This window comes from Mesorhizobium sp. B2-4-2 (assembly GCF_006442845.1).
In the GTDB taxonomy this organism is placed as follows: domain Bacteria; phylum Pseudomonadota; class Alphaproteobacteria; order Rhizobiales; family Rhizobiaceae; genus Mesorhizobium.
The window spans coordinates 196,200-215,512 of record NZ_VFVM01000009.1 but is presented as its reverse complement, the minus strand read 5'-3'; the positions used below and the strand labels follow the sequence as shown (position 1 = coordinate 215,512).

Genomic DNA, 19,313 nt, shown 5'->3' with positions numbered 1-19,313 from the left:
CTGTCGAAGCAGGAATCACGATGCGACAGGTATTGACCTCTTTTCTCGCCTTGCACTGGACGATCGTTTTCGCCCTGCTGGCGATCATCTGCATCGATGGAAACCGCGGCGTGGCCGGGGCGCTTGGGGTGCTGGGCGTGACGATCGAGAGCGCCCGCTTCGTCGATCTCGAAAATGTCGTCGTGGTTGCGCCTCTGGCAACGGCCCTGCTTGTCGTGGCGGTGCTGTTCTTCTGGGCTTTTGTCGAGGCGCTGATCAACAATGCCAGCAATCCGGGCGCCGACAGCGTTGCCCGCATCGCCTTCATCAGCGCTTCCGGCGTGCTGTCGCTGATCTTGGTCGGAGGCGCGGCGCAAGGCATCAACGGGCTGTTCCTGGTCGTCGCCGTGCAATTGGCCGCACTTCTGGCCTCCTATGTCGCCATGCTTGCCGAGCGCCGCACCCTGGCCACATTGGATGAGGTCGAAATCCACGCCACGGCGCACAGCATGGCCAGGGCCGCAGCTCACAATTCGCTGCTTTCGCTGATATCGGGCCGACCCCAGCCGATCCGGAAGGGAGGCCGCTGATGCGTTACATCTTCGCATTGTGGGCGGCTCCGATGGCGCTTTTCTGGGGCTGGTTCTACCTGTCGCTCAACGACATGAATTTCGGCTACGTCATGCTGAGCCGGCAGTTGCATGATTTCGTCTTCCAACTCTACGGCCAGATGCTCGGCATCGACCCGGCAATCATTCCCGGCATGGTGGGAAGAGCCTGCATATTCGACGGCCTGCTGCTGCTGGCGATCTGGGCGTTTCGCCGCCGTCGTGAAATTATCGGCTGGATCAGGGGGCGGTCGGCGGTTCCGGTGCAGTTCGAGCGGCTGCACCGAGCGAGCGAAGCCGGTCCAAAACTCCCTGCAGAATAAAGGCGGCGGCGGCCGAATCGATCTTGCCGGCGCGCTTGGCGCGCGAAAAATCCATCTCGATCAGCGTCCGTTCGGCGGCTACCGTCGACAGCCTCTCGTCCCATAGCAGGAAGGGAAGGTCGCTCAAGGCGGCCATGTTGCGTACGAAGGCGCGCGATTTCTGCGCGCGCGGACCTTCCGAGCCGTCCATGTTGACCGGCAGTCCAATCACCACCGCGCCGGCATTCTCCTTTTGCAGCAGATCCAGCAGCACGGCCGCGTCGAGCGAGAATTTTCGTCGCATGATGACCGGGCGCGGATGCGCGAAGGAAAAGCCACGGTCCGAAACGGCGACGCCGATGGTCTTGTCGCCGAGATCGAGCCCGGCAAGCGTCCTGCCGCTGGCCAGCCGCGCCGGCAATTCCTCGATGGTAATGATAGCCAACGGTTTTCCTTTGACCCGACAGCGCCGTCGCGGCGTTTTGAACACGCGAGGACGCCGTAACACTTTGCTCTTGAGCTGACGCCGTTCTATCCTCCGACGGAGCAAAAATCGAGGAACTCGCTGATGAAACTCACTTGGTACGGACAATCCGCCTTCAAGATCGAGGTGGCGGGCGCAAGCATCCTGATGGACCCGTTCCTGAGCGGCAACCCGCTTTGGAGGAAAAGTTGGGAAGGCCCGGCCGAAGGTGTCACCCACGTGCTTTTGACGCATGGTCACGGAGACCATGTCGGCGATGCGCTCGAGATCCTCAAGAAGACCGGGGCGATGCTGGTCGCCAACCCCGAGGTCTGCGGCTATCTCGGCGGCCAGGGCGTCGACCAGAACAATATCAACCAGGGCAACACCGGTGGCACGGTGGACTGCGGCCCGTTCACGACGACTTTTGTCCAGGCATTGCATTCCTCGTCCTATGGGGACGGCATCTATATGGGCAATCCCTGCGGGCTGGTCCTGCATTTCCAGGCCGACAAGACGCTCTATCACATGGGCGATACCGACATCTTCTCGGATATGGCGCTGGTCAACGAGCTGCATGAGCCGAAGATCGGCCTGGTGCCGGTCGGCGACCGCTTTACCATGGGAGGCGCTGTCGCGGCTCTCGCCTGCCGCCGCTATTTCAAGTTCGATGTCGCCGTCCCATGCCACTATGCGACTTTCGGCCTGCTCGACCAGACCCCCGACAAATTCGTCGCCGGAATGGAGGGTTCGGGCGTGAATGTCGTCGTGCCTGGGATCGGCGAGGCGGTCACGCTATAAATTGAAAACGGAATTAGAACATGGGCTTGAGGAACTCTCTTTGCGTTTCGATTCTGTTTGCGGCGTCGCCGGCGTTTGCCGCGGACGATTTCATTGAAGGGGTCTACCTCAAGTCCGAGGAGCTCTGCGCACAGGCCGGGAAAGACACCCTGCAGACGCTGATCGATGCCGGCAACATCGTGCTGTCGGCCCATGGCCTGCAGGGGGTCGAATACAATTGCGAGTTCTTGCAGATCAGTAAGGCGACACGCTCGCCGAGCTGGGCGGTGACGGCCATTTGCCAGGAGCCGGGCTACGTCTTTCCCGACGTGCTCTCGGTGACGCAGATGAGCCCGACTGAGATCGATCTCGTCTCCGTCCGGCCCATCGAAGACGAGAGCGAGGCGAGCGGCAACAGCGGCAGCTACTATCTGTGCGAGGGCATGGCCCCGCCGTGAGGCCATTTGCCCGATTGTGGGCATGCACATGTTGCGCGCCGCGCGCGGCGCCGCTATAGGCCGGGGCTGGTTTTCCCGAGGCACAAACATGTCCGTTGACGTCAAGACAGTGAAGCGCGTCGCGCGTCTCGCCCGCATTGCGGTGAGCGAGGAAGATGCCGAACGCATGACCGGCGAGCTGAATGCCATACTGGGCTTCGTCGAACAGCTGAACGAGGTCGATGTTTCCGGGGTCGAGCCGATGACTTCGGTAACTCCGATGGGGATGAAGAAGCGCCAGGACGTCGTCACCGACGGCAACAAGGCTGCCGACATCGTCGCCAACGCGCCTGCCACGGAAGAGAACTTCTTCCTCGTGCCGAAGGTCGTGGAGTAACAGGCCGATGGCCATCGAAATCGCCATCGAGACGCCGCTGCAGGACGATGTGCGCGGCTTGGTCGCGGAGCTCAACGAGACGCTGCTCGAACTGACGCCGCCGGAACACTGCTATCACCTGACCGTCGAGCAGATGGCCGGCCCGGAGACCACGGTCTTCGTCGCCCGCGACGACGGTCTTGCAATCGGTTGCGGGGCGCTGAAGCGCCATGACGGTGCCATAGGCGAGGTCAAGCGCATGTACACGCGGCCCACGCATCGCGGCCAGAAAATCGGCGCCAGGATCGTGGAGCGTGTCGAAGCGCTGGCGCGCGAGGAAGGATTGAAGCGTCTGGTTCTGGAGACGGGCGATCGCCATCCTGCCGCCTGGGCTGTCTATGAACGTTCCGGCTTCTCGCGTTGCGGTCCGGTGCTGGATTATCCCGATTCCGAGTGGTCGGTGTTTTACGAAAAGAGCCTTGCCTGATGAGCGACCTGACCCGACTGACGATTTCGCAGGCCCGCGCCAAGCTGCGCGCCAAGGAAATCACCGCGACCGAGATCGCCGACGCCTATCTTGCTGCGATCGAGCGCGCCAATCCGGCGCTCAACGCCTACGTCGTGGTGACCGGCGACAAGGCGCGCGACATGGCCAAGGCCTCCGACGCCAGGCTGGTCAAAGGCGAGGGCGGTGCGCTGGAAGGCATTCCGCTCGGCATTAAGGACCTGTTCGGCACCGAGGGCGTGCACACCCAGGCCTGCAGCCATGTGCTCGACGGTTTCAAGCCGCATTACGAATCGACCGTCACCTCCAATCTGTGGGCTGACGGGGCGGTCATGCTGGGCAAGCTCAACATGGACGAGTTCGCCATGGGCTCGTCCAACGAGACGTCCTATTACGGGCCGGTGGTCAACCCGTGGCGGCGTTCGCGCGTCGATACGATGGTGATGCCGACCACGCATCAGGGCGATGGCGGCTTCGTTTCGGCCGGCGGCACCAGGACCGCGCGCACCCTGGACAATGCGCAGCTGGTGCCGGGTGGCTCGTCGGGCGGCTCGGCCTCCGCCGTCTCGGCTTTCCTGTGCGCGGGCGCCACGGCCACCGACACTGGCGGCTCGATCCGCCAGCCGGCCGCGTTCACCGGCACGGTCGGCATCAAGCCGACCTATGGCCGCTGCTCGCGCTGGGGTATCGTCGCCTTCGCCTCGTCGCTCGACCAGGCCGGGCCGATCGCCCGCGACGTGCGCGATGCCGCGATCCTGCTCAAATCGATGGCCTCCGTCGATCCGAAGGACACGACCTCGGTGGACCGGCCTGTGCCGGATTATGAGGCGGCGATCGGCAAGCCGATCAAGGGCATGAAGGTTGGGATTCCCCGGGAATACCGCGTCGACGGCATGCCGGAGGAGATCGAGGCCCTTTGGCAGAAGGGCATTGCCTGGCTCAGGGATGCCGGCGCCGAGATCGTCGACATCTCCTTGCCGCACACCAAATACGCGCTACCGGCCTATTACATCGTGGCGCCCGCCGAAGCCTCGTCCAACCTTGCGCGCTATGACGGCGTCCGCTACGGCCTTCGCGTGCCGGGCAAGGACATCGTCGAGATGTATGAGAAGACCCGCGCCGCCGGCTTTGGCCGCGAGGTCAAGCGCCGGATCATGATCGGCACCTATGTGCTGTCGGCGGGCTATTACGACGCCTACTATCTGCAGGCGCAGAAGGTGCGCAATCTGATCAAGCGGGACTTCGAGAACGTCTTTGCCGCCGGCGTTGATGTCATCCTGACACCGGCGACGCCATCTGCCGCCTTCGGCATTGCAGACGAGGACATGGCTTCCGATCCGGTGAAGATGTACCTGAACGACATCTTCACCGTCACCGTGAACATGGCGGGCCTGCCGGGCATTGCGGTGCCCGCCGGCCTAGACCCTAAGGGCTTGCCGCTCGGCCTGCAACTGATCGGCAGGCCGTTCGAGGAAGAGACGCTGTTCCAGACCGCTGCCGTCATCGAGCAGGCGGCCGGAACGTTCCAGCCGGAGAAGTGGTGGTAGGATCGTTTCTCATCTAAGGGGTGAGGGATGTTCTTTTATCTTTCGAAAATCTTCTGGTTCTTTATCCAGCCGCTCAACCTGACGATCTTCCTGCTGCTGGCGGGGCTGGTCGCGGCATTTTTCGGCCGCCGGCGGCTGGCAGCCACCGGCGGCGTGCTGGCGTTTTTGGTTCTGGCGCTTTCGGCCTGGACCTCACTCGGCGTATTGCTGCTCAACCCGCTGGAGGAACGCTTTCCGCGCCCGCCGCTGCCGCAAAAAGTCGATGGCATCGTCGTGCTCGGCGGCGGCTTCGAGGGCGGCATCAATCTGGTGCGCGGCGGTTATGAGCTGAACAGCGGCGGCGACCGGATGGTCGAGACGGCCGTGCTGGCGCGGCGCTTCCCCAACGCCAAGGTGGTCGTCTCCGGCGGCAATGGCGAATTGTTCCTCGACGGCGAGGGCGATGCCGCCACCGCGCCGCGCCTGCTTGGAGCGCTCGGCGTGGCGCCGGAGCGCCTGATTCTCGAGGGCAAATCGCGCAACACCTATGAAAATGCCGTCTTCACCAAGGCCTTGATAGCGCCGAAGCCGGGCGAAACCTGGCTGCTGGTCACCTCGGCCTACCATATGCCGCGCGCCAAGGCGCTGTTCGACAAGGTCGGCTTCGCGACCGTCCCGTGGCCGGTCGACTATCGAACGTCGGGAGACGAAGGCATCGGCCTGTTCCGCGACAATCCTGCCGATGCGCTGCAGGCGGCCACAATGGCGATCCGCGAATGGATAGGGCTGTTCGCCTATTGGCTGTCCGGCCGTATCGATCAGCCTTTTCCCGCACCTGGCGGCTGACCGATCACGGCGCGGCGCGCCGCCGAGAAGAACTGGCGCCGCACCAGAACGGCCAGGAGCAGAAGCGTCGACAGCACAAACACCACCGGATCGACGAACCAGCCGAGATAGCCGATCGAAAAGAACACGCCGCGCAGGCCGGAATTGAAATGCTTGCCTGCCAGCATGTTCATCTGGGCTGCCCTCCACACCGCCGTTTCGGTGACCGGGTTGCGCGAGGCTTCGCCATGCGGGATCGGCACAGCACCGATCAGGATCGAGCAATAGTTGAACAGACGGTAGGCCCAGCCGAACTTGAAGAACGAAAACGCCAGGATCAGCACCAGTCCCAGCACCTTGATCTGAAAAGCCGGGCGCGACGAGGCGCCGCCCAGAGGCAGGGTGCTCAACACCTCGAGGACGCGGTCGGAGGCACCGAGCAAGGCAAAGCAGCCGCCAAGCGCGATCAGGGAGCTGGAGGCGAAGAAGGCGGTGCCTTGCTGCAGGCCACCCATGATGGCTGTGTCGACGATGCGGATCTCACGCTCGGCCATCCGGTGCATCCAGGCTTGACGCTGCGCATTCATCGCCGTTGTCAGGGACATGCGGCTGACCAGCGCACCGTCCGAGGCGAGCGTATGCAAAACCCACGCAATGAGGAAGAACGCCAACGCCGCGAGATCGGCTGTCGAAAGATCGAGGGAATCGCCCATTGGCGGAACCTATCACATCCAGTGCGATTGCTTCGATCGTCCGCCGGCAGCGACGGTCATGTCGCTGCCGGAGCAAACAAGGTCGGCGGGCGCTGCGCCGCGCCGTTCAAAACAGCGGAAACATCGCGGGAGTTCCTATATGTAGTCCCAGAGCGGCTTCGGGAGATTGTGGCGCGTGTTCCTTTCGGTTTTCGACCTGTTCAAGATCGGCATCGGACCATCGAGTTCGCACACGATGGGACCGATGACGGCCGCCCGCCGTTTCCTCGACGAGATCGCCGGAGACGACTGGCCGCGTCCGGCCGGCGCCAAGGTCGCTCGCATCGGCGCCAGCCTGCACGGCTCGCTCGCCTATACCGGCATCGGCCATGGCAGTGACCGTGCCGTCATTCTCGGCCTTGCCGGGCAGACGCCGCAGACGGTCGACCCTGACCAGGCGGACGGCATTGTCGCTCGCATCACCGCCGACAAGCTGATTTCACCGCCTGGTCATCCTTCCTACCGTTTCGATCCGGCCGGCGACCTGGTGCTCGACCGCAAGACGCCGCTCACCGGCCACGCCAACGGCATGGCGTTTTATGCCCATGATGCCGGCGACCGCCTGCTGCTCAAGCGCATCTATTATTCGATCGGCGGCGGCTTCGTGGTTTCGGAAGAAGAGCTGCAGCGCATGAAAGCCAAGGGTTCGGTGACGACCGAAGGCAAAAAAGTCCCTTATCCCTTCAAGAACGCCCTCGAGATGCTGAAGATGGCTAGCAAGAGCGGCCTTTCCATTGCCGAGATGAAGCGGGTCAACGAGGAAACACAAATGTCGCGCGATGAGCTCGACGCCGGCCTCGACGCCATCTGGGGTGCCATGAAGAGTTGCATCGAGCGCGGCCTGTCGCAGGACGGCATCATGCCGGGCGGGCTGAAGGTGCGCCGCCGGGCCAGGCAATTGCACGACAAGCTGCAGGAGCAGTGGCAGCAGAACCGGCCCAATCCGCTGCTCGCCAATGACTGGCTGTCGATCTATGCCATGGCCGTCAACGAGGAGAATGCGGCCGGCGGGCGCGTCGTCACCGCGCCGACCAACGGCGCGGCCGGGACGCTGCCGGCGGTGCTGCGCTACTGGCTGCATTTCCATCCCGAGGCCGACCAGCCCAGCATTCGCGATTTCCTGCTCACGGCAGCCGCCGTTGGCGGCATCATCAAGTCCAATGCGTCCATCTCCGGCGCCGAGGTCGGCTGCCAGGGCGAGGTGGGCTCGGCTTCGGCCATGGCGGCGGCCGGCCTGTGCGCCGCCATGGGCGGCACGCCCGAACAGGTTGAGAACGCCGCCGAGATCGCGCTGGAGCACCATCTGGGCATGACATGCGATCCGGTCGGCGGGCTGGTGCAGGTGCCCTGCATCGAGCGCAATGCGCTGGGCGCGGTCAAGGCGGTGACGGCCGCCTCGCTTGCCATCAAGGGCGACGGCACCCATTTCGTGCCGCTGGACGCCGCGATCGAGACGATGCGCCAGACCGGCCTCGACATGAACGAGAAGTACAAGGAGACCAGCCTCGGCGGGCTGGCGGTCAATGTGGTGGAGTGTTGAGCCCGCTGGCACTGTGGAGAACTTGCTCAGGCCGTTGACGCATCCGTGCGACGGATTAAATCTTGGGCGATGGCTCTCAACCTCCTAAAGCTCTGCGTCGGCTGCGACAGCGTCGAGGATCTCGAAGAATGGATCGCGTTCCGCCTCGACGAGCGGCGCCGTGCCGGCGAACCGGCCGAGCATTGGCACACCACCCGCATGGTGCCGACGCGCGCCGATGAGGTTACCGACGGCGGCTCGCTCTACTGGGTGATCAAGGGAAGTGTGCAATGCCGGCAGTTGATCACCGAGATCCGGCCATTCACTGATGACGAGGGCATCGGCCGCTGCCATCTGATGCTGGATCCGCAAGTGGTGCGCACCGACTGGCAGCCGCGCCGCGCCTTTCAGGGCTGGCGCTATCTAAAGCCATCGGATGCACCTGCCGATCTCGGCAAGGGCAAGCCGGGGCAGGTCGAAATGCCGCCGAAACTCCGGCGCGAGCTCGCCGATCTCGGCCTGCTCTAAGTCACAATCGGCTTGTTCCGAGCCGCCCATTGGCTTTCTCCGAGCCGCCAGTTGGCTTGCTCCGGGGCAATCTGGCGGCATGGTCGGCCCGTATAGGCGGACTGCGGTTGCTGGCCCTCAATGTTGCTGTCCGTTGGACTTGCAAGCGTCGCGACAACGCCACATCTTGAAAATCATGAGCGATAGGAACCATCCGGTTTCGATATCTGACGCATTCGCGCCGACCACATCGCGCCGCGGCGTGGTGGGATGCGGACCATGTGTCGCGCAAGGTCATGATTTGCGGCTCAGAAATAACACCCGGTGGCGGCATGCTCGTGTTCAGGAATAGTCTGGAAAACCGGCCGATCGCCGGGCACTCACGGGGCAGTGGAATATGATAGGCGCGATCATCGCTGTCGTCGCATTGCTGCTGGTGCTGATGGGCCTGGCAACGGCTTTCGTGCAGGCCGACCCGAGCAGGCTGGCAGGCGACATGAGGAAGGTTGGGCCGGTTTTGCTGGCATTGGTCGGCGGCGCCGTGCTGCTGGTCGGGCGCGGAGGTCTCGGCGGCATCATCCTGCTCGCAGCGATCGCCTGGTACGGCTCGATGCGGCTGAACCGGCGAGCCGTGATGCCGGCGCGGAGACGCTCGACCGTACGCACGGCGGCGCTGGAAATGGACCTCGATCACGATACAGGAGGCCTTGAAGGCCTTGTCCTGGCAGGCCGCCATGAAGGCAAGATGCTTGGTGCGATGGGCAAAGCCGAATTGCTGCAGCTGTTTCGCGAACTCTCCGGTGACCCGGAGAGCCGGCAACTGCTAGAGACGTATCTTGACGGCAGATTTCCCGTCTGGCGCAAAAACGCTGAGGCGCACAGTGGCGAAGGGCTGGGTATTGCGCCAGGTCCGGGCGCCATGACTAAGGAGGAGGCCTACAAGGTCCTTGGTCTTGAAGCGGGGGCCGCCGCGGCGGATGTCCGCAAGGCGCACCGCCGCCTGATGCAACGCCTGCACCCCGATATCGGCGGCACGTCTTTCCTGGCGGCGCGGATCAACGAAGCCAAGGACGTCTTGCTCTCCAATCACAACTAGTCTCCTTCGACGCAGAAATTTTCCGGGAGATATCTTCTACGCCGTCCCTACTGCTGGACGGCGTAGCACTCGATTTTCTTCTTCTTGAGGGCGGTGCAGGCCTTCCAGGCCGCGGTCTTGGAACCGAAGCCGCCGAAGCGGGCGCGGTAGTACGTGACGCCGTCCTTGTCGAAGGCAACGGTGAAGCCGGAGGCATCTGCCAGCACCTTCGGCGCCTGCTTGGTGGCCTTGTCGAGGAAGGCCTGGGCTTCGGACTGTTTCGGCGACGAGGCGACCTGAATGGCCCAACCCGACGGCACCGACGCGGTGTTGACCGGGTCGACGGCCGGCGCGGGCTCGGCATAAGCGGACACCACCTGTGCCGTGGCGACCTTGGGGGCGGAGACGATGACCGTCTTCACCTTCTTTGCCGGAACAACCAGTTTGGGTTCTTCGGCTGCGGTATCGTCGGCGACATCGCTGTCGCCCTGGGCAACCGTCGCGTCGTCGGCAACGGCCTCGTCCGCGTCATCGGCGCTTGCCACCGCCACCGGCTTCTCGTCCGGAGTCGGTGCGTCGTGCTTGGGCAACAGCACCTTGGCCAATGCCGTCACCGGGTTGCCGCTATCGGCCTTGGCGACCAGATCGCCGCCGCCTCGGGTCGATGCCCGCGGCAGATAGGTGTTGATCAAGGCCGCCATCTGATTGTCGCGGCTGCTGCCCGAGGTGCCGCCCATGACCACGCCGACAATGCGACGGTTGCCGTCGGAAACCGACGAAACCAGGTTGAAGCCCGAAGCGCGGGTGTAGCCGGTCTTGATGCCGTCGACGCCCTTGATGCGTCCAAGCAGGCGGTTGTGGCCGTTGATGCGCTGGCGGCCATAGAGGAAGGAGCGCTGCGAGAAATAGCCGTAATATTGCGGGAAATGTTCGCGCAGCGCGATGCCGAGCGTTGCCATGTCGCGCGCAGTGGTGAACTGGCCGGGATCGGGCAAGCCGTTGGCGTTGCGGAACACGGTGCCGTTCATACCGAGCTGCCGCGCCTTGGCAGTCATCATGCGGGCGAAGTTGGTCTCGTTGCCGCCGAGCATTTCGCCGAGCGCGGTGGCCGAATCATTGGCCGATTTGGTCACCATCGACAGGATGGCGGTCTCGACCGCCACCGATCCGCCCGGCTTCACGCCGAGCTTCGTCGGCGGCTCTGCCGCGGCATGAGCCGAGAAGACGACCGGCGAGTTCCGGCTGATCTTGCCCTTGGCCAGAGCCTCGAAAGTCAAATAAAGCGTCATCATCTTGGTGAGCGAGGCGGGATAACGCCGGGCGTTGGCATCCGAGGAGTAGAGCACCTTGCCGGTCTTGGCGTCGACCACGATGGCCGCGGACTTCGCGGCGAGCGACGGGGCCGCACTTGCAACGACGATGGTCATCGCCACGGCGATGATCATGACCGTTTTGAAAGGGGACGCGGATTTGGAAACGATGCCCGACAACGCCTGACGCACTGATAGTTCCTTTGAATTTCTTGTTGCGCTGGAGGCGGCAAAGGGATCCTGCCTCACTTCCGGGCAAGCTATCGGGGCAGCGTTACCAATCCGTTTATGGTAACCGCCGCGTTCACCATTTTCTGGTGGTTTGAGCCTCTGTTTATTCGAATTTTAGCCATTGCCCACACCGGCTAGGACGGAAGCTGGCGATTTCTTGACTTTTGTGCGTCGCACAATATATTCGAGTGCATTGCACAAGGCGCTCGGGGCAGGGCGCATCAACCGTCCAGGGAGAATTGAAATGACGCAGACCTATGAGGACTTCAGCAAATACGGCAAAGAGTTCGCCGACACCGGCTTGAAGAGCTTCGCCTCTTTGTCCAAGGGCGCGCAGGCAATTGCGGCCGAGGCCGGCGAATACACCAAGAAGAGCTTCGAAGCCGGCAGCGCCGCTTTCGAGAAGATTGTTTCGGCCAAGTCGCTCGACAAGGCGATCGAGGTCCAGTCCGACTATGCCAAGCAGTCCTATGAGGCGTTCGTCGCCGAGGCCACCAAGATCGGCGACCTCTATGCCGAACTCGCCAAGGAAGCCTACAAGCCGTTCGAATCGATCGTTGCCAAGGCGAAGTAATTTCGTTCGGCAGTACGAGATCTGGGCCCATTGGGCCAAGACAGAGCCGGGCCGCGCCAGCGTGGCCGGGTTTTTTCATGTCAATTTCCGATCAGGGGCCTGGCTCGCCTTCACGATTGCGAAAATCCGCCAAGTTGGGCACCTAGCCATATTGTCAGCTAACCAGAAGGGCTTAAAATCGTCCATCGAACACCTACATGTCGAACTCGCATGAGGATTCGAAAGAGGCAGGATTACGTGACGATCGGTTTGACTGCCACCAGGGCACGGATGCAGAACGGCAGCGGCGACGGCAATGAGGCCGGCCGCGGCACGGCGGTCATCACGCGCACAAAGACCAAGACCAAGAAACCCAGCCTCTATCGGGTCCTCATCCTGAACGACGACTACACACCGATGGAGTTCGTGGTTCACGTGCTGGAACGTTTTTTCCAGAAGGACCGCGAAGCCGCCACACGCATCATGCTTCATGTTCACAATCATGGAGTGGGCGAGTGCGGGGTCTATACATTCGAGGTGGCCGAGACCAAAGTGTCCCAGGTCATGGATTTCGCCCGACAAAATCAGCATCCGCTGCAATGCGTGATGGAGAAGAAGTGAGGTAACATGCCGGCTTTCTCCCAAGGCCTGGAAAAGGCGCTTCACCAAGCGCTGACGCTCGCCAACGAGCGGCACCATGAATATGCAACCCTTGAACATCTGCTGCTCGCCCTGATCGACGACACCGAGGCGGCCGCCGTCATGCGCGCCTGCAATGTCGATCTCGACGAGTTGAAGCACACTGTTCTCACCTATATCGACACCGAGCTCGACAATCTGGTTACCGGCTATGACGAGGATTCCAAGCCGACCGCCGGCTTCCAGCGCGTCATTCAGCGTGCGGTGATCCATGTGCAGTCGTCCGGCCGCGAAGAGGTCTCCGGCGCCAACGTGCTCGTCGCCATCTTCGCCGAGCGCGAGAGCCATGCCGCCTATTTCCTGCAGGAACAGCAGATGACCCGTTACGACGCGGTCAACTACATCTCGCACGGCATCGCCAAACGTCCGGGCGCGTCGGAGACGCGTTCGCCGCGCGGCGCCGATGACGAGCAGGGTGGCGCGAACGGCGCCGAGCCGCAAGAGGAAGGCGGCAAGAAGAAGCAGCAGCAGGACGCGCTGACCGCTTATTGCGTCAATCTCAACAACAAGGCCAAGGCCGGCAAGATCGATCCGCTGATCGGGCGCGAGTCCGAGATCAACCGCACCATCCAGGTGCTGTGCCGCCGTTCCAAGAACAATCCGCTTTATGTCGGCGATCCCGGCGTCGGCAAGACGGCGATCGCCGAGGGCCTCGCCAAGCGCATCGTCGAGGGTGATGTTCCGGAAGTCTTGCACAACGCCACCATCTTCGCGCTCGACATGGGCACGCTTTTGGCCGGCACGCGCTATCGCGGCGATTTCGAGGAGCGACTGAAGCAGGTCGTCAAGGAGCTCGAGGATTATCCGGGCGCTGTGCTGTTCATCGACGAGATCCACACCGTCATTGGCGCCGGCGCGACGTCGGGCGGCGCCATGGATGCGTCGAACCTGTTGAAGCCGGCACTGTCTTCGGGTGCGATCCGCTGCATCGGTTCGACCACCTACAAGGAGTTCCGCCAGTTCTTCGAGAAGGACCGCGCGCTCGTACGTCGCTTCCAGAAGATCGACGTCAACGAGCCGACCATCGAGGACGCCATCGAGATCATGAAGGGCCTGAAGCCCTATTTCGAGGAGTTCCACAAGGTCCGCTACACGACGGAAGCCATCAAGGCTTCGGTTGAGCTGTCGGCGCGCTACATCAACGACCGCAAGCTGCCGGACAAGGCGATCGACGTGATCGACGAGACCGGCGCCTCGCAGATGCTGGTGCCGGAGGCCAAGCGCAAGAAGACCATCGGCATCAAGGAGATCGAAGCGACGATCGCCACCATGGCGCGGATCCCGCCGAAGACTGTTTCGGCCGATGACGAGAAGGTGCTGCAGGGTCTCGACATCGAGCTGAAGCGCGTCGTCTACGGCCAGGACACCGCGATCACCGCGCTGACCTCGGCGATCAAGCTGGCGCGTGCCGGCCTGCGCGAACCGGAGAAGCCGATCGGCTCCTATCTGTTCTCGGGTCCGACCGGCGTCGGCAAGACCGAAGTCGCCAAGCAATTGGCCGCTTCGCTCGGCGTCGAGCTGATCCGTTTCGACATGTCGGAATATATGGAACGCCACACGGTCTCTCGGTTGATCGGCGCGCCTCCCGGCTATGTCGGTTTCGATCAGGGCGGCCTTTTGACCGACGGCGTCGACCAGCATCCGCATTGCGTGCTGCTGCTGGACGAAGTCGAGAAGGCGCATCCGGACCTGTTCAACATCCTGTTGCAGGTGATGGACCATGGCAAGCTGACCGACCACAACGGCAAGCAGATCGACTTCCGCAATGTGATCCTGATCATGACCACCAATGCGGGCGCGTCGGATGCGCAGCGCGCGGCGATCGGTTTCGGGTCGACCAAGCGCGAAGGCGACGATGTCGAGGCGATCAACCGGCTGTTCACGCCGGAGTTCCGCAACCGTCTCGATGCGATCATCCCGTTCGGCTCGCTGCCGGTGCCGGTTATCCATCAGGTGGTGCAGAAGTTCGTCATGCAGCTGGAGGCCCAGCTCTCCGAGCGTGGCGTCACCTTCGACCTGTCGCCGGATGCGATCGCCTGGCTCGCCGACAAGGGCTATGACGAGCGCATGGGTGCGCGTCCGCTCGGCCGCGTCATCCAGGAGCACATCAAGAAGCCGCTGGCAGACGAAGTGCTGTTCGGCAAGCTCAAGAAGGGCGGCACGGTGCGCGTCAGCGTCGAGAAGAAGGAAACCGGCGAGACCGGCCTGAAGCTCGAATCGCTCGCCGACGAGGCACCGGTGAAGCCCAAGAAGGAAGAACCGGAAGACACCCCCAAGCAGCGCAAGGCAGTGGCCAAGAAGCCGGCGGTCAAGAAGGCCGTCGCGCAGAAGCCCGAGCCCAAGGGCAAGGACGGCGGCAAGCGCAGCCTGGTGCCGCAACTGCCGCGCAAGAGCTGATAGTCACTCCCTCGAAAAAGCCCCGGAGACGGGGCTTTTTCATTGGCACAAAGCGACGATCACTGAAGCGCTGCTGTCGGCCCCTGGACAGCAAGCGGCGTTGGGCGGGTTTTGGCTGATTTGTCCGTCCAGGACGGTGGTGCTCCCACGTTGGCGCCGACCATGCCGAACAGGCCGGGCGCGCGGCCAAAGACCTCGCAGGCCGCGTATTTCGGCTTGCCGCCGAGGAACGATTTTATGCGTTGGCCTGACGGTATCGAGATATGCAATCCCGACGGCGCCTTGCCGGTGACGAGCATGCGCGAAAAGTCGTTTCCGAAAGTAGCGCCCAGACTGTACGCATCTCCGATTTCTGAGACCATGGCCTCGTTGGTGAAGGAGTTCGCTCCACGGGACCAGACCATGGCAGCGCGTTGGATGCCGTTCCGGTCAAGTGCCTCCATGAGATGGGGAATTTTATGTCTGAACCAGGCCAGATCATCATCCTCAACGGCGCACCGCGATCGGGGAAATCGAGCATCGTCCAGGCAGTTCAGGAGAGCTTCGAGGGCCCATGGATGAACCTGGGGGTCGACACCTATGAGCAGGTCACGCCGCTGCGCTGTCGCCCGGGGATAGGTTTGCGGCCCGGCGGCGAGCGCCCGGATATCGAGGGTCTCGTGCCGAGGTTCTACGCCGCGCTCTACGAATCGATCGCCGCCCACAGCCGAGTGGGGTTGAATGTCGTGGCCGATCTCGGTCATCACGACAGCTATTCGCGACCCCTTGATTGCCTTGTCGATTGCGCCCAGCGCCTCGCAGGCCTGCCGGTTCTGTTTGTCGGTGTCCGCTGCCCGATCGAAATCATCATGCAGAGGCGCGCCGACAGTCCGGCGGGGAGGGGATATGTGACGGGATCGCCTGACGACCCTGTACCGTTGGCGGTGCGTCTGTGGCAGGAGGAGGTACACCGGCCTGGCGTGTATGATCTGGAAGTGGACACATCGCTGCTGACGCCGGCACAATGTGCGGATGCGATCCGCGGGCGGCTCAGGCAAAATGTAGAGCCTCCGACGGCGTTTGAGAGGCTTTTGGCGTTCTCCGCAAACAAGCTGTCCTGATCGCGCGCTCAGCGGCGATGAGAATGAATCTCAGCCGCGCGGCCCGCTCCTCATCTACGGCGGGCATAATCTGATTGATGTGCTCGGCGGAATGGCGATCACGCTGATATGCTGGCGGCTCGGGTTCATCGTTTTCGATGCGCAACTTCCCCAGACGGCCGCAATGGGGGCAGCTGAAAGCCAGGCGTCAGGATAGCGGCATGGCCGCCTTTATCCGGCCGGCATTCTCGGCCAGCACCTCGGGTTTCTCCATCTGGCCCGTATGCGGCTTCAGCGCGATGCCTTCGAAGCGCGGAATGACGTGGACGTGAAGGTGATAGACGGTCTGCCCGGAAGCCGGCTCGTTGAACTGCATCACGGTGACGCCATCGGCCTTGAATGCCTCGCGGACGGCGAGCGCCACCTTCTGCACGACTGTGAAAAGCGGGCCGAACGTTGCCGGATCGGCGTCGAGCAGATTGCGCGAAGGCGTCTTCGGCACCACCAGCGTATGGCCTGGCCCCTGTGGCATCACATCCATGAAGGCAACGACCGCTTCGTCCTCGTAGACGCGGTGCGAGGGAATTTCACCGCGCAGGATCTTGGCAAAGATGTTGTCGGTGTCATAGGCGGTTTCGGCCATGGCGAACGCTCCGGATTGTGCCTCGCTGATTGGTGTAGCGAAGCCTCTCGTGAGCGGCAAGACGATCAGGCGAGATCGATGAAGCCGATCTCGACAGGCGTGCACTGCCAACCCAAGGGATGCCGAACCTGACATATGCTCCTGCCCCGCGGGATGGCCTACTCCTCCAGATCCTTGCGGAATGGCGTGTGTTCTTCGAGATATTCGCTCATGCGTTCCACCTCGCGCCGTTCGCGCCTGAGATAGTCGGCGACGGCGTTGCGCAGGCCGGGATGGGCGATGTAATGCGCGGAATGCATGATCACCGGCCGGTAGCCTCGCGCCAGCTTGTGTTCGCCCTGTGCGCCCGCCTCGACCACCTTCAGCTTGCGTTCGATGGCGAAGTCGATGGCCTGGTGATAGCAGACCTCGAAATGCAGGAACGGATGATCCTCGATGCAGCCCCAGTTGCGGCCGTAGAGCGCATCGGAGCCGATGAAGTTGATAGCGCCGGCAATGTAGCGGCCGTTGCGCCTGGCCATCACCAGCAGGATGTCCTCGGCCATGCGCTCGCCGATCAGCGAGAAGAATTCCCGGTTCAGATAGGGCCGGCCCCATTTGCGGCTGCCGGTGTCCATGTAGAAGGCGAAGAAATCGTCCCAGGCCCGTTCTGTAAGGTCCTTGCCGGTAAGCCAGTCGATGGAGATGCCGTCGGCAAGCGCCTCGCGGCGCTCCTTCTTCATGGCCTTGCGCTTGCGGGAGGCCAGCGTGGCGAGGAAATCGTTATAGGTCGAGAAGCCCTCGTTGACGAAGTGGAACTGCTGGTCGGTGCGATGCAGGAAGCCCGCCGCCTCCAGCACGTCCACGTCGCTCTCCTGCGCGAAGGTGACATGCGCGGAAGAGACGCCGAGCTTTTCCGCCACTGCCTTCAATCCCGCGGCGAGCCCGGCCTTGACGGTGCCGGAATGCTGGCCCCTGCTCACCAGCAGGCGAGGGCCGGTGACCGGCGTGAACGGTACCGAGCATTGCAGCTTGGGATAATAACGGCCGCCGGCGCGCTCGAAGGCATCCGACCAGCCGTGATCGAACACATATTCGCCCTGGCTGTGTGACTTGAGATAGCAAGGGACCGCGCCGAGCAGCGTGCCTTGACCATTCTCCAGCCTGAGATGATGACCTTGCCAGCCAGTGCGCCGCACGGCGCAGCCGGAATCCTCGAGTGCGCTCAGGAAAGCATATGAAACGAGGGGGTTATAACCGTTTTCGGCATCACTGCGCGTGGTCCCGGCGAAACCGTCCCACTCTTCGCAGGTGAAGGCGCCGATGCCCGCCGCAATGCGGATCGCATACTCCGCATCAACCGTTTGCCCGTCGCCGTCGTCGCCCTGATCCATGAGGCTTATTTAAGCTCCATCCGGACCGCTACAAGTCACGTTCTAGGCACCCATATCAAGCGACCTTGACCAGATCGGGCTCGAACCCTTCGAACGTCATCTGGTCCGCATATTTGAATGTAAGATCGACCGCCGGCTGGTCATGCACCGTCCAGGTGATGACCGGCATTTTGAGCCGTTCACGGACAAAGCTGACGAATGGATTCGGCAGGTCGCCCGCTGCGTAGGAGGTGAAGGCGATCTGATGCGCCAGCATGGCGAAATGCGCTTCGATCAGCCTGTCGTCCTTGCCATAGGCGGTCAATCCAGCCGGGATGCCCGGCGCATCCCTGGCGAAATCGCGGATCAGCCAGTGGTCGAACGACATGATCGCCACCTTGCCTTTGTAGCGCTTGAGCAGCCTACCGACGCTCGCCACAAGGCCATTGTCGTATCCAGCCACGCCTTTCAGTTCGACCACCAGCGGCACCCGCCCGTCGATCAGATCGAGCGCCTCGCGCAGCGTCGGCACATGATCAGACGTGCCGCCGACCTTGAGCGCTGCCAGTTCGGCCGCCGTGCGCTGCCAGACGAAACCGTCGTGCCCAGTCAGCCGCTGCAAGTCGCCATCATGGATAATGACGGGAACTCCGTCCGACGACAGGTGCACGTCGCATTCGATGGCATAGCCGCGTTCGGCCGCGGCGGCAAAGGCGGAGAGGGTGTTTTCCCAGCGCGTCTTGTTCATGTCGTGAAAGCCGCGATGGGCGACAGGCCGGGCAATCAGCCAGGAAAGGTCGGTCATGTCAGGCTCGCTCACTCGACTTCGAAGATCGCTTCGATTTCCACCGCGGCATTAAGCGGCAGCGAAGCCGTGCCGACGGCGGAACGGGCATGCTTGCCGCGCTCGCCGAGCGCCGCCACCAGGAAATCGGAGGCGCCGTTTGCGACCAGATGCTGCTCGAGGAAATCCGGCGCCGAGGCGACGAAGACGGTGATCTTGACGAGCCGGCGTATCTTCTCGAGATCGCCAAGTGCCGCCTTGGCCTGCGCCAGAATGTTGATCGCGCAGTATTTTGCCGCTTCCTTGCCGGTTGCTGTGTCGACGTCCAGGCCAAGCAGTCCGCTCGCCTGCAGCTTGCCGTCCTTGAGCGGCAATTGTCCGGCGGTGAAAAGCAGGTTTCCGGTCCTGCAATGCGGCACGTAGTTGGCGGCAGGCGCCGCGGCCGCGGGAATGGTGACCCCGAGGTCGTTTAGCCGCTTTTCGATTGTTTCACTCATTGCTTTTCCCTATTGCTGGAAGGCGCCGCGTCAGCCGGGCCGAAATTGCTATTTTTGCCTCGCTTCCGCCACGACTTTTTTTAAGCTGGACCATCTTTCCCTGCGGCCTGCCAT

The 19,313-nt window shown here is 62.8% G+C and carries 22 protein-coding genes and 1 pseudogene; 15 read left to right on the top strand and 8 right to left on the bottom strand.

Annotated elements, in window-relative coordinates; genetic code table 11:
* Positions 1-20 precede the first annotated feature (20 nt).
* Both FJ942_RS20955 and FJ942_RS20950 read left to right on the top strand, forming a co-directional pair.
* Positions 21-569 (top strand): hypothetical protein, encoded by a 549-nt coding sequence (locus tag FJ942_RS20955; protein ID WP_140625095.1) that lies wholly within the window; start codon positions 21-23, stop codon positions 567-569.
* Positions 569-910, top strand: coding sequence for a DUF6105 family protein (locus FJ942_RS20950; RefSeq protein WP_140625096.1), 342 nt, complete (start codon positions 569-571; stop codon positions 908-910). The genes FJ942_RS20955 and FJ942_RS20950 overlap by 1 nt, the downstream gene beginning before the upstream one ends.
* Here the strand turns inward: FJ942_RS20950 and ruvX are convergent.
* Positions 828-1,334, bottom strand: coding sequence for a Holliday junction resolvase RuvX (gene ruvX, locus FJ942_RS20945; RefSeq protein ID WP_140625097.1), 507 nt, complete (start codon positions 1,332-1,334; stop codon positions 828-830). The two genes, FJ942_RS20950 and ruvX, sit on opposite strands and share 83 nt — an antisense overlap.
* A 123-nt stretch (positions 1,335-1,457) precedes the next feature.
* Between ruvX and FJ942_RS20940 the strand changes: the two genes are divergently transcribed.
* The 6 genes from FJ942_RS20940 to FJ942_RS20915 all read left to right on the top strand — a co-directional run bounded on the left by FJ942_RS20940 (position 1,458) and on the right by FJ942_RS20915 (position 5,822).
* On the top strand, positions 1,458-2,153 hold the full coding sequence (locus FJ942_RS20940; protein WP_140625098.1) for a metal-dependent hydrolase: 696 nt from the start codon (positions 1,458-1,460) through the stop codon (positions 2,151-2,153).
* 20 nt (positions 2,154-2,173) lie between these two features.
* A complete protein-coding gene (locus FJ942_RS20935) occupies positions 2,174-2,590 on the top strand; it encodes a hypothetical protein (RefSeq protein ID WP_140498747.1) in 417 nt (138 codons plus the stop codon).
* An 88-nt stretch (positions 2,591-2,678) separates the two neighbouring features.
* Positions 2,679-2,966, top strand: coding sequence for an Asp-tRNA(Asn)/Glu-tRNA(Gln) amidotransferase subunit GatC (gene gatC / locus FJ942_RS20930; protein ID WP_140498745.1), 288 nt, complete (start codon positions 2,679-2,681; stop codon positions 2,964-2,966).
* Positions 2,967-2,973: 7 nt separating this feature from the next.
* Positions 2,974-3,432, top strand: coding sequence for a GNAT family N-acetyltransferase (locus FJ942_RS20925; RefSeq protein ID WP_140648908.1), 459 nt, complete (start codon positions 2,974-2,976; stop codon positions 3,430-3,432).
* Positions 3,432-4,997 (top strand): amidase family protein, encoded by a 1,566-nt coding sequence (locus tag FJ942_RS20920; RefSeq protein WP_140625101.1) that lies wholly within the window; start codon positions 3,432-3,434, stop codon positions 4,995-4,997. Before FJ942_RS20925 ends, FJ942_RS20920 begins: the two co-directional genes overlap by 1 nt.
* A gap of 27 nt (positions 4,998-5,024) precedes the next feature.
* A complete protein-coding gene (locus tag FJ942_RS20915; protein ID WP_140669955.1) occupies positions 5,025-5,822 on the top strand; it encodes a YdcF family protein in 798 nt (265 codons plus the stop codon).
* On the opposite strand, the gene FJ942_RS20910 is transcribed toward FJ942_RS20915, so the two are convergent.
* On the bottom strand, positions 5,795-6,514 hold the full coding sequence (locus tag FJ942_RS20910; RefSeq protein ID WP_140898812.1) for a DUF599 domain-containing protein: 720 nt from the start codon (positions 6,512-6,514) through the stop codon (positions 5,795-5,797). The genes FJ942_RS20915 and FJ942_RS20910 overlap by 28 nt on opposite strands.
* 175 nt (positions 6,515-6,689) lie before the next feature.
* Between FJ942_RS20910 and FJ942_RS20905 the strand changes: the two genes are divergently transcribed.
* From FJ942_RS20905 to FJ942_RS20895, 3 genes are all read left to right on the top strand, one after another.
* The gene (locus tag FJ942_RS20905; RefSeq protein ID WP_140898810.1) at positions 6,690-8,093 is read left to right on the top strand and encodes an L-serine ammonia-lyase; all 1,404 of its coding nucleotides are present in this window, start codon (positions 6,690-6,692) and stop codon (positions 8,091-8,093) included.
* A 69-nt stretch (positions 8,094-8,162) separates the two neighbouring features.
* Positions 8,163-8,600, top strand: a complete 438-nt coding sequence (locus FJ942_RS20900) for a DUF1489 family protein (protein ID WP_140498734.1) — start codon at positions 8,163-8,165, stop codon at positions 8,598-8,600.
* Positions 8,601-8,976: 376 nt separating this feature from the next.
* A complete protein-coding gene (locus FJ942_RS20895) occupies positions 8,977-9,675 on the top strand; it encodes a DnaJ domain-containing protein (RefSeq protein WP_181169991.1) in 699 nt (232 codons plus the stop codon).
* Positions 9,676-9,722: 47 nt separating this feature from the next.
* Here FJ942_RS20895 and FJ942_RS20890 read toward each other — a convergent pair whose 3' ends face one another.
* Positions 9,723-11,156 (bottom strand): D-alanyl-D-alanine carboxypeptidase family protein, encoded by a 1,434-nt coding sequence (locus tag FJ942_RS20890; protein ID WP_140898808.1) that lies wholly within the window; start codon positions 11,154-11,156, stop codon positions 9,723-9,725.
* A gap of 283 nt (positions 11,157-11,439) precedes the next feature.
* Between FJ942_RS20890 and FJ942_RS20885 the strand changes: the two genes are divergently transcribed.
* The 3 genes from FJ942_RS20885 to clpA all read left to right on the top strand — a co-directional run bounded on the left by FJ942_RS20885 (position 11,440) and on the right by clpA (position 14,844).
* Positions 11,440-11,769, top strand: a complete 330-nt coding sequence (locus tag FJ942_RS20885; RefSeq protein ID WP_140498728.1) for a phasin family protein — start codon at positions 11,440-11,442, stop codon at positions 11,767-11,769.
* 270 nt (positions 11,770-12,039) lie between these two features.
* On the top strand, positions 12,040-12,369 hold the full coding sequence (clpS, locus tag FJ942_RS20880; RefSeq protein WP_027051901.1) for an ATP-dependent Clp protease adapter ClpS: 330 nt from the start codon (positions 12,040-12,042) through the stop codon (positions 12,367-12,369).
* A 6-nt stretch (positions 12,370-12,375) separates the two neighbouring features.
* Positions 12,376-14,844, top strand: a complete 2,469-nt coding sequence (gene clpA, locus FJ942_RS20875) for an ATP-dependent Clp protease ATP-binding subunit ClpA (protein WP_140515345.1) — start codon at positions 12,376-12,378, stop codon at positions 14,842-14,844.
* A gap of 59 nt (positions 14,845-14,903) precedes the next feature.
* Here the strand turns inward: clpA and FJ942_RS28925 are convergent.
* Positions 14,904-15,284, bottom strand: a pseudogene (locus tag FJ942_RS28925) (DUF3313 domain-containing protein); the annotation flags it as partial.
* A gap of 18 nt (positions 15,285-15,302) precedes the next feature.
* On the opposite strand from FJ942_RS28925, the gene FJ942_RS20865 reads away from it, so the two are divergent.
* The gene (locus FJ942_RS20865) at positions 15,303-15,944 is read left to right on the top strand and encodes a chloramphenicol phosphotransferase (RefSeq protein WP_140564518.1); all 642 of its coding nucleotides are present in this window, start codon (positions 15,303-15,305) and stop codon (positions 15,942-15,944) included.
* A gap of 187 nt (positions 15,945-16,131) precedes the next feature.
* Here FJ942_RS20865 and FJ942_RS20855 read toward each other — a convergent pair whose 3' ends face one another.
* From FJ942_RS20855 to FJ942_RS20840, 4 genes are all read right to left on the bottom strand, one after another.
* Positions 16,132-16,566 (bottom strand): HIT family protein, encoded by a 435-nt coding sequence (locus FJ942_RS20855; RefSeq protein ID WP_140560942.1) that lies wholly within the window; start codon positions 16,564-16,566, stop codon positions 16,132-16,134.
* 158 nt (positions 16,567-16,724) lie between these two features.
* The gene (locus FJ942_RS20850) at positions 16,725-17,939 is read right to left on the bottom strand and encodes a GNAT family N-acetyltransferase (protein WP_140898806.1); all 1,215 of its coding nucleotides are present in this window, start codon (positions 17,937-17,939) and stop codon (positions 16,725-16,727) included.
* A gap of 55 nt (positions 17,940-17,994) precedes the next feature.
* Positions 17,995-18,723, bottom strand: coding sequence for a glycerophosphodiester phosphodiesterase (locus FJ942_RS20845; RefSeq protein WP_140515351.1), 729 nt, complete (start codon positions 18,721-18,723; stop codon positions 17,995-17,997).
* Positions 18,724-18,734: 11 nt separating this feature from the next.
* Positions 18,735-19,199, bottom strand: a complete 465-nt coding sequence (locus FJ942_RS20840) for a RidA family protein (RefSeq protein WP_140898804.1) — start codon at positions 19,197-19,199, stop codon at positions 18,735-18,737.
* Positions 19,200-19,313: the final 114 nt, after the last annotated feature.

Bases quoted from the DNA above. Each gene is read 5' to 3' on its own strand.
- FJ942_RS20910 (WP_140898812.1), bottom strand. From the start codon at position 6,514: ATGGGCGATTCCCTCGATCTTTCGACAGCCGATCTCGCGGCGTTGGCG.
- clpA (WP_140515345.1), top strand. From the start codon at position 12,376: ATGCCGGCTTTCTCCCAAGGCCTGGAAAAGGCGCTTCACCAAGCGCTG.
- FJ942_RS20865 (WP_140564518.1), top strand. From the start codon at position 15,303: ATGTCTGAACCAGGCCAGATCATCATCCTCAACGGCGCACCGCGATCG.
- FJ942_RS20900 (WP_140498734.1), top strand. From the start codon at position 8,163: ATGGCTCTCAACCTCCTAAAGCTCTGCGTCGGCTGCGACAGCGTCGAG.
- FJ942_RS20885 (WP_140498728.1), top strand. From the start codon at position 11,440: ATGACGCAGACCTATGAGGACTTCAGCAAATACGGCAAAGAGTTCGCC.
- FJ942_RS20955 (WP_140625095.1), top strand. From the start codon at position 21: ATGCGACAGGTATTGACCTCTTTTCTCGCCTTGCACTGGACGATCGTT.
- gatC (WP_140498745.1), top strand. From the start codon at position 2,679: ATGTCCGTTGACGTCAAGACAGTGAAGCGCGTCGCGCGTCTCGCCCGC.
- FJ942_RS20855 (WP_140560942.1), bottom strand. From the start codon at position 16,566: ATGGCCGAAACCGCCTATGACACCGACAACATCTTTGCCAAGATCCTG.
- FJ942_RS20915 (WP_140669955.1), top strand. From the start codon at position 5,025: ATGTTCTTTTATCTTTCGAAAATCTTCTGGTTCTTTATCCAGCCGCTC.
- FJ942_RS20850 (WP_140898806.1), bottom strand. From the start codon at position 17,939: ATGGATCAGGGCGACGACGGCGACGGGCAAACGGTTGATGCGGAGTAT.
- FJ942_RS20840 (WP_140898804.1), bottom strand. From the start codon at position 19,199: ATGAGTGAAACAATCGAAAAGCGGCTAAACGACCTCGGGGTCACCATT.
- FJ942_RS20925 (WP_140648908.1), top strand. From the start codon at position 2,974: ATGGCCATCGAAATCGCCATCGAGACGCCGCTGCAGGACGATGTGCGC.
- FJ942_RS20895 (WP_181169991.1), top strand. From the start codon at position 8,977: ATGATAGGCGCGATCATCGCTGTCGTCGCATTGCTGCTGGTGCTGATG.
- FJ942_RS20950 (WP_140625096.1), top strand. From the start codon at position 569: ATGCGTTACATCTTCGCATTGTGGGCGGCTCCGATGGCGCTTTTCTGG.
- FJ942_RS20940 (WP_140625098.1), top strand. From the start codon at position 1,458: ATGAAACTCACTTGGTACGGACAATCCGCCTTCAAGATCGAGGTGGCG.
- clpS (WP_027051901.1), top strand. From the start codon at position 12,040: ATGCAGAACGGCAGCGGCGACGGCAATGAGGCCGGCCGCGGCACGGCG.
- FJ942_RS20935 (WP_140498747.1), top strand. From the start codon at position 2,174: ATGGGCTTGAGGAACTCTCTTTGCGTTTCGATTCTGTTTGCGGCGTCG.
- FJ942_RS20920 (WP_140625101.1), top strand. From the start codon at position 3,432: ATGAGCGACCTGACCCGACTGACGATTTCGCAGGCCCGCGCCAAGCTG.
- FJ942_RS20845 (WP_140515351.1), bottom strand. From the start codon at position 18,723: ATGACCGACCTTTCCTGGCTGATTGCCCGGCCTGTCGCCCATCGCGGC.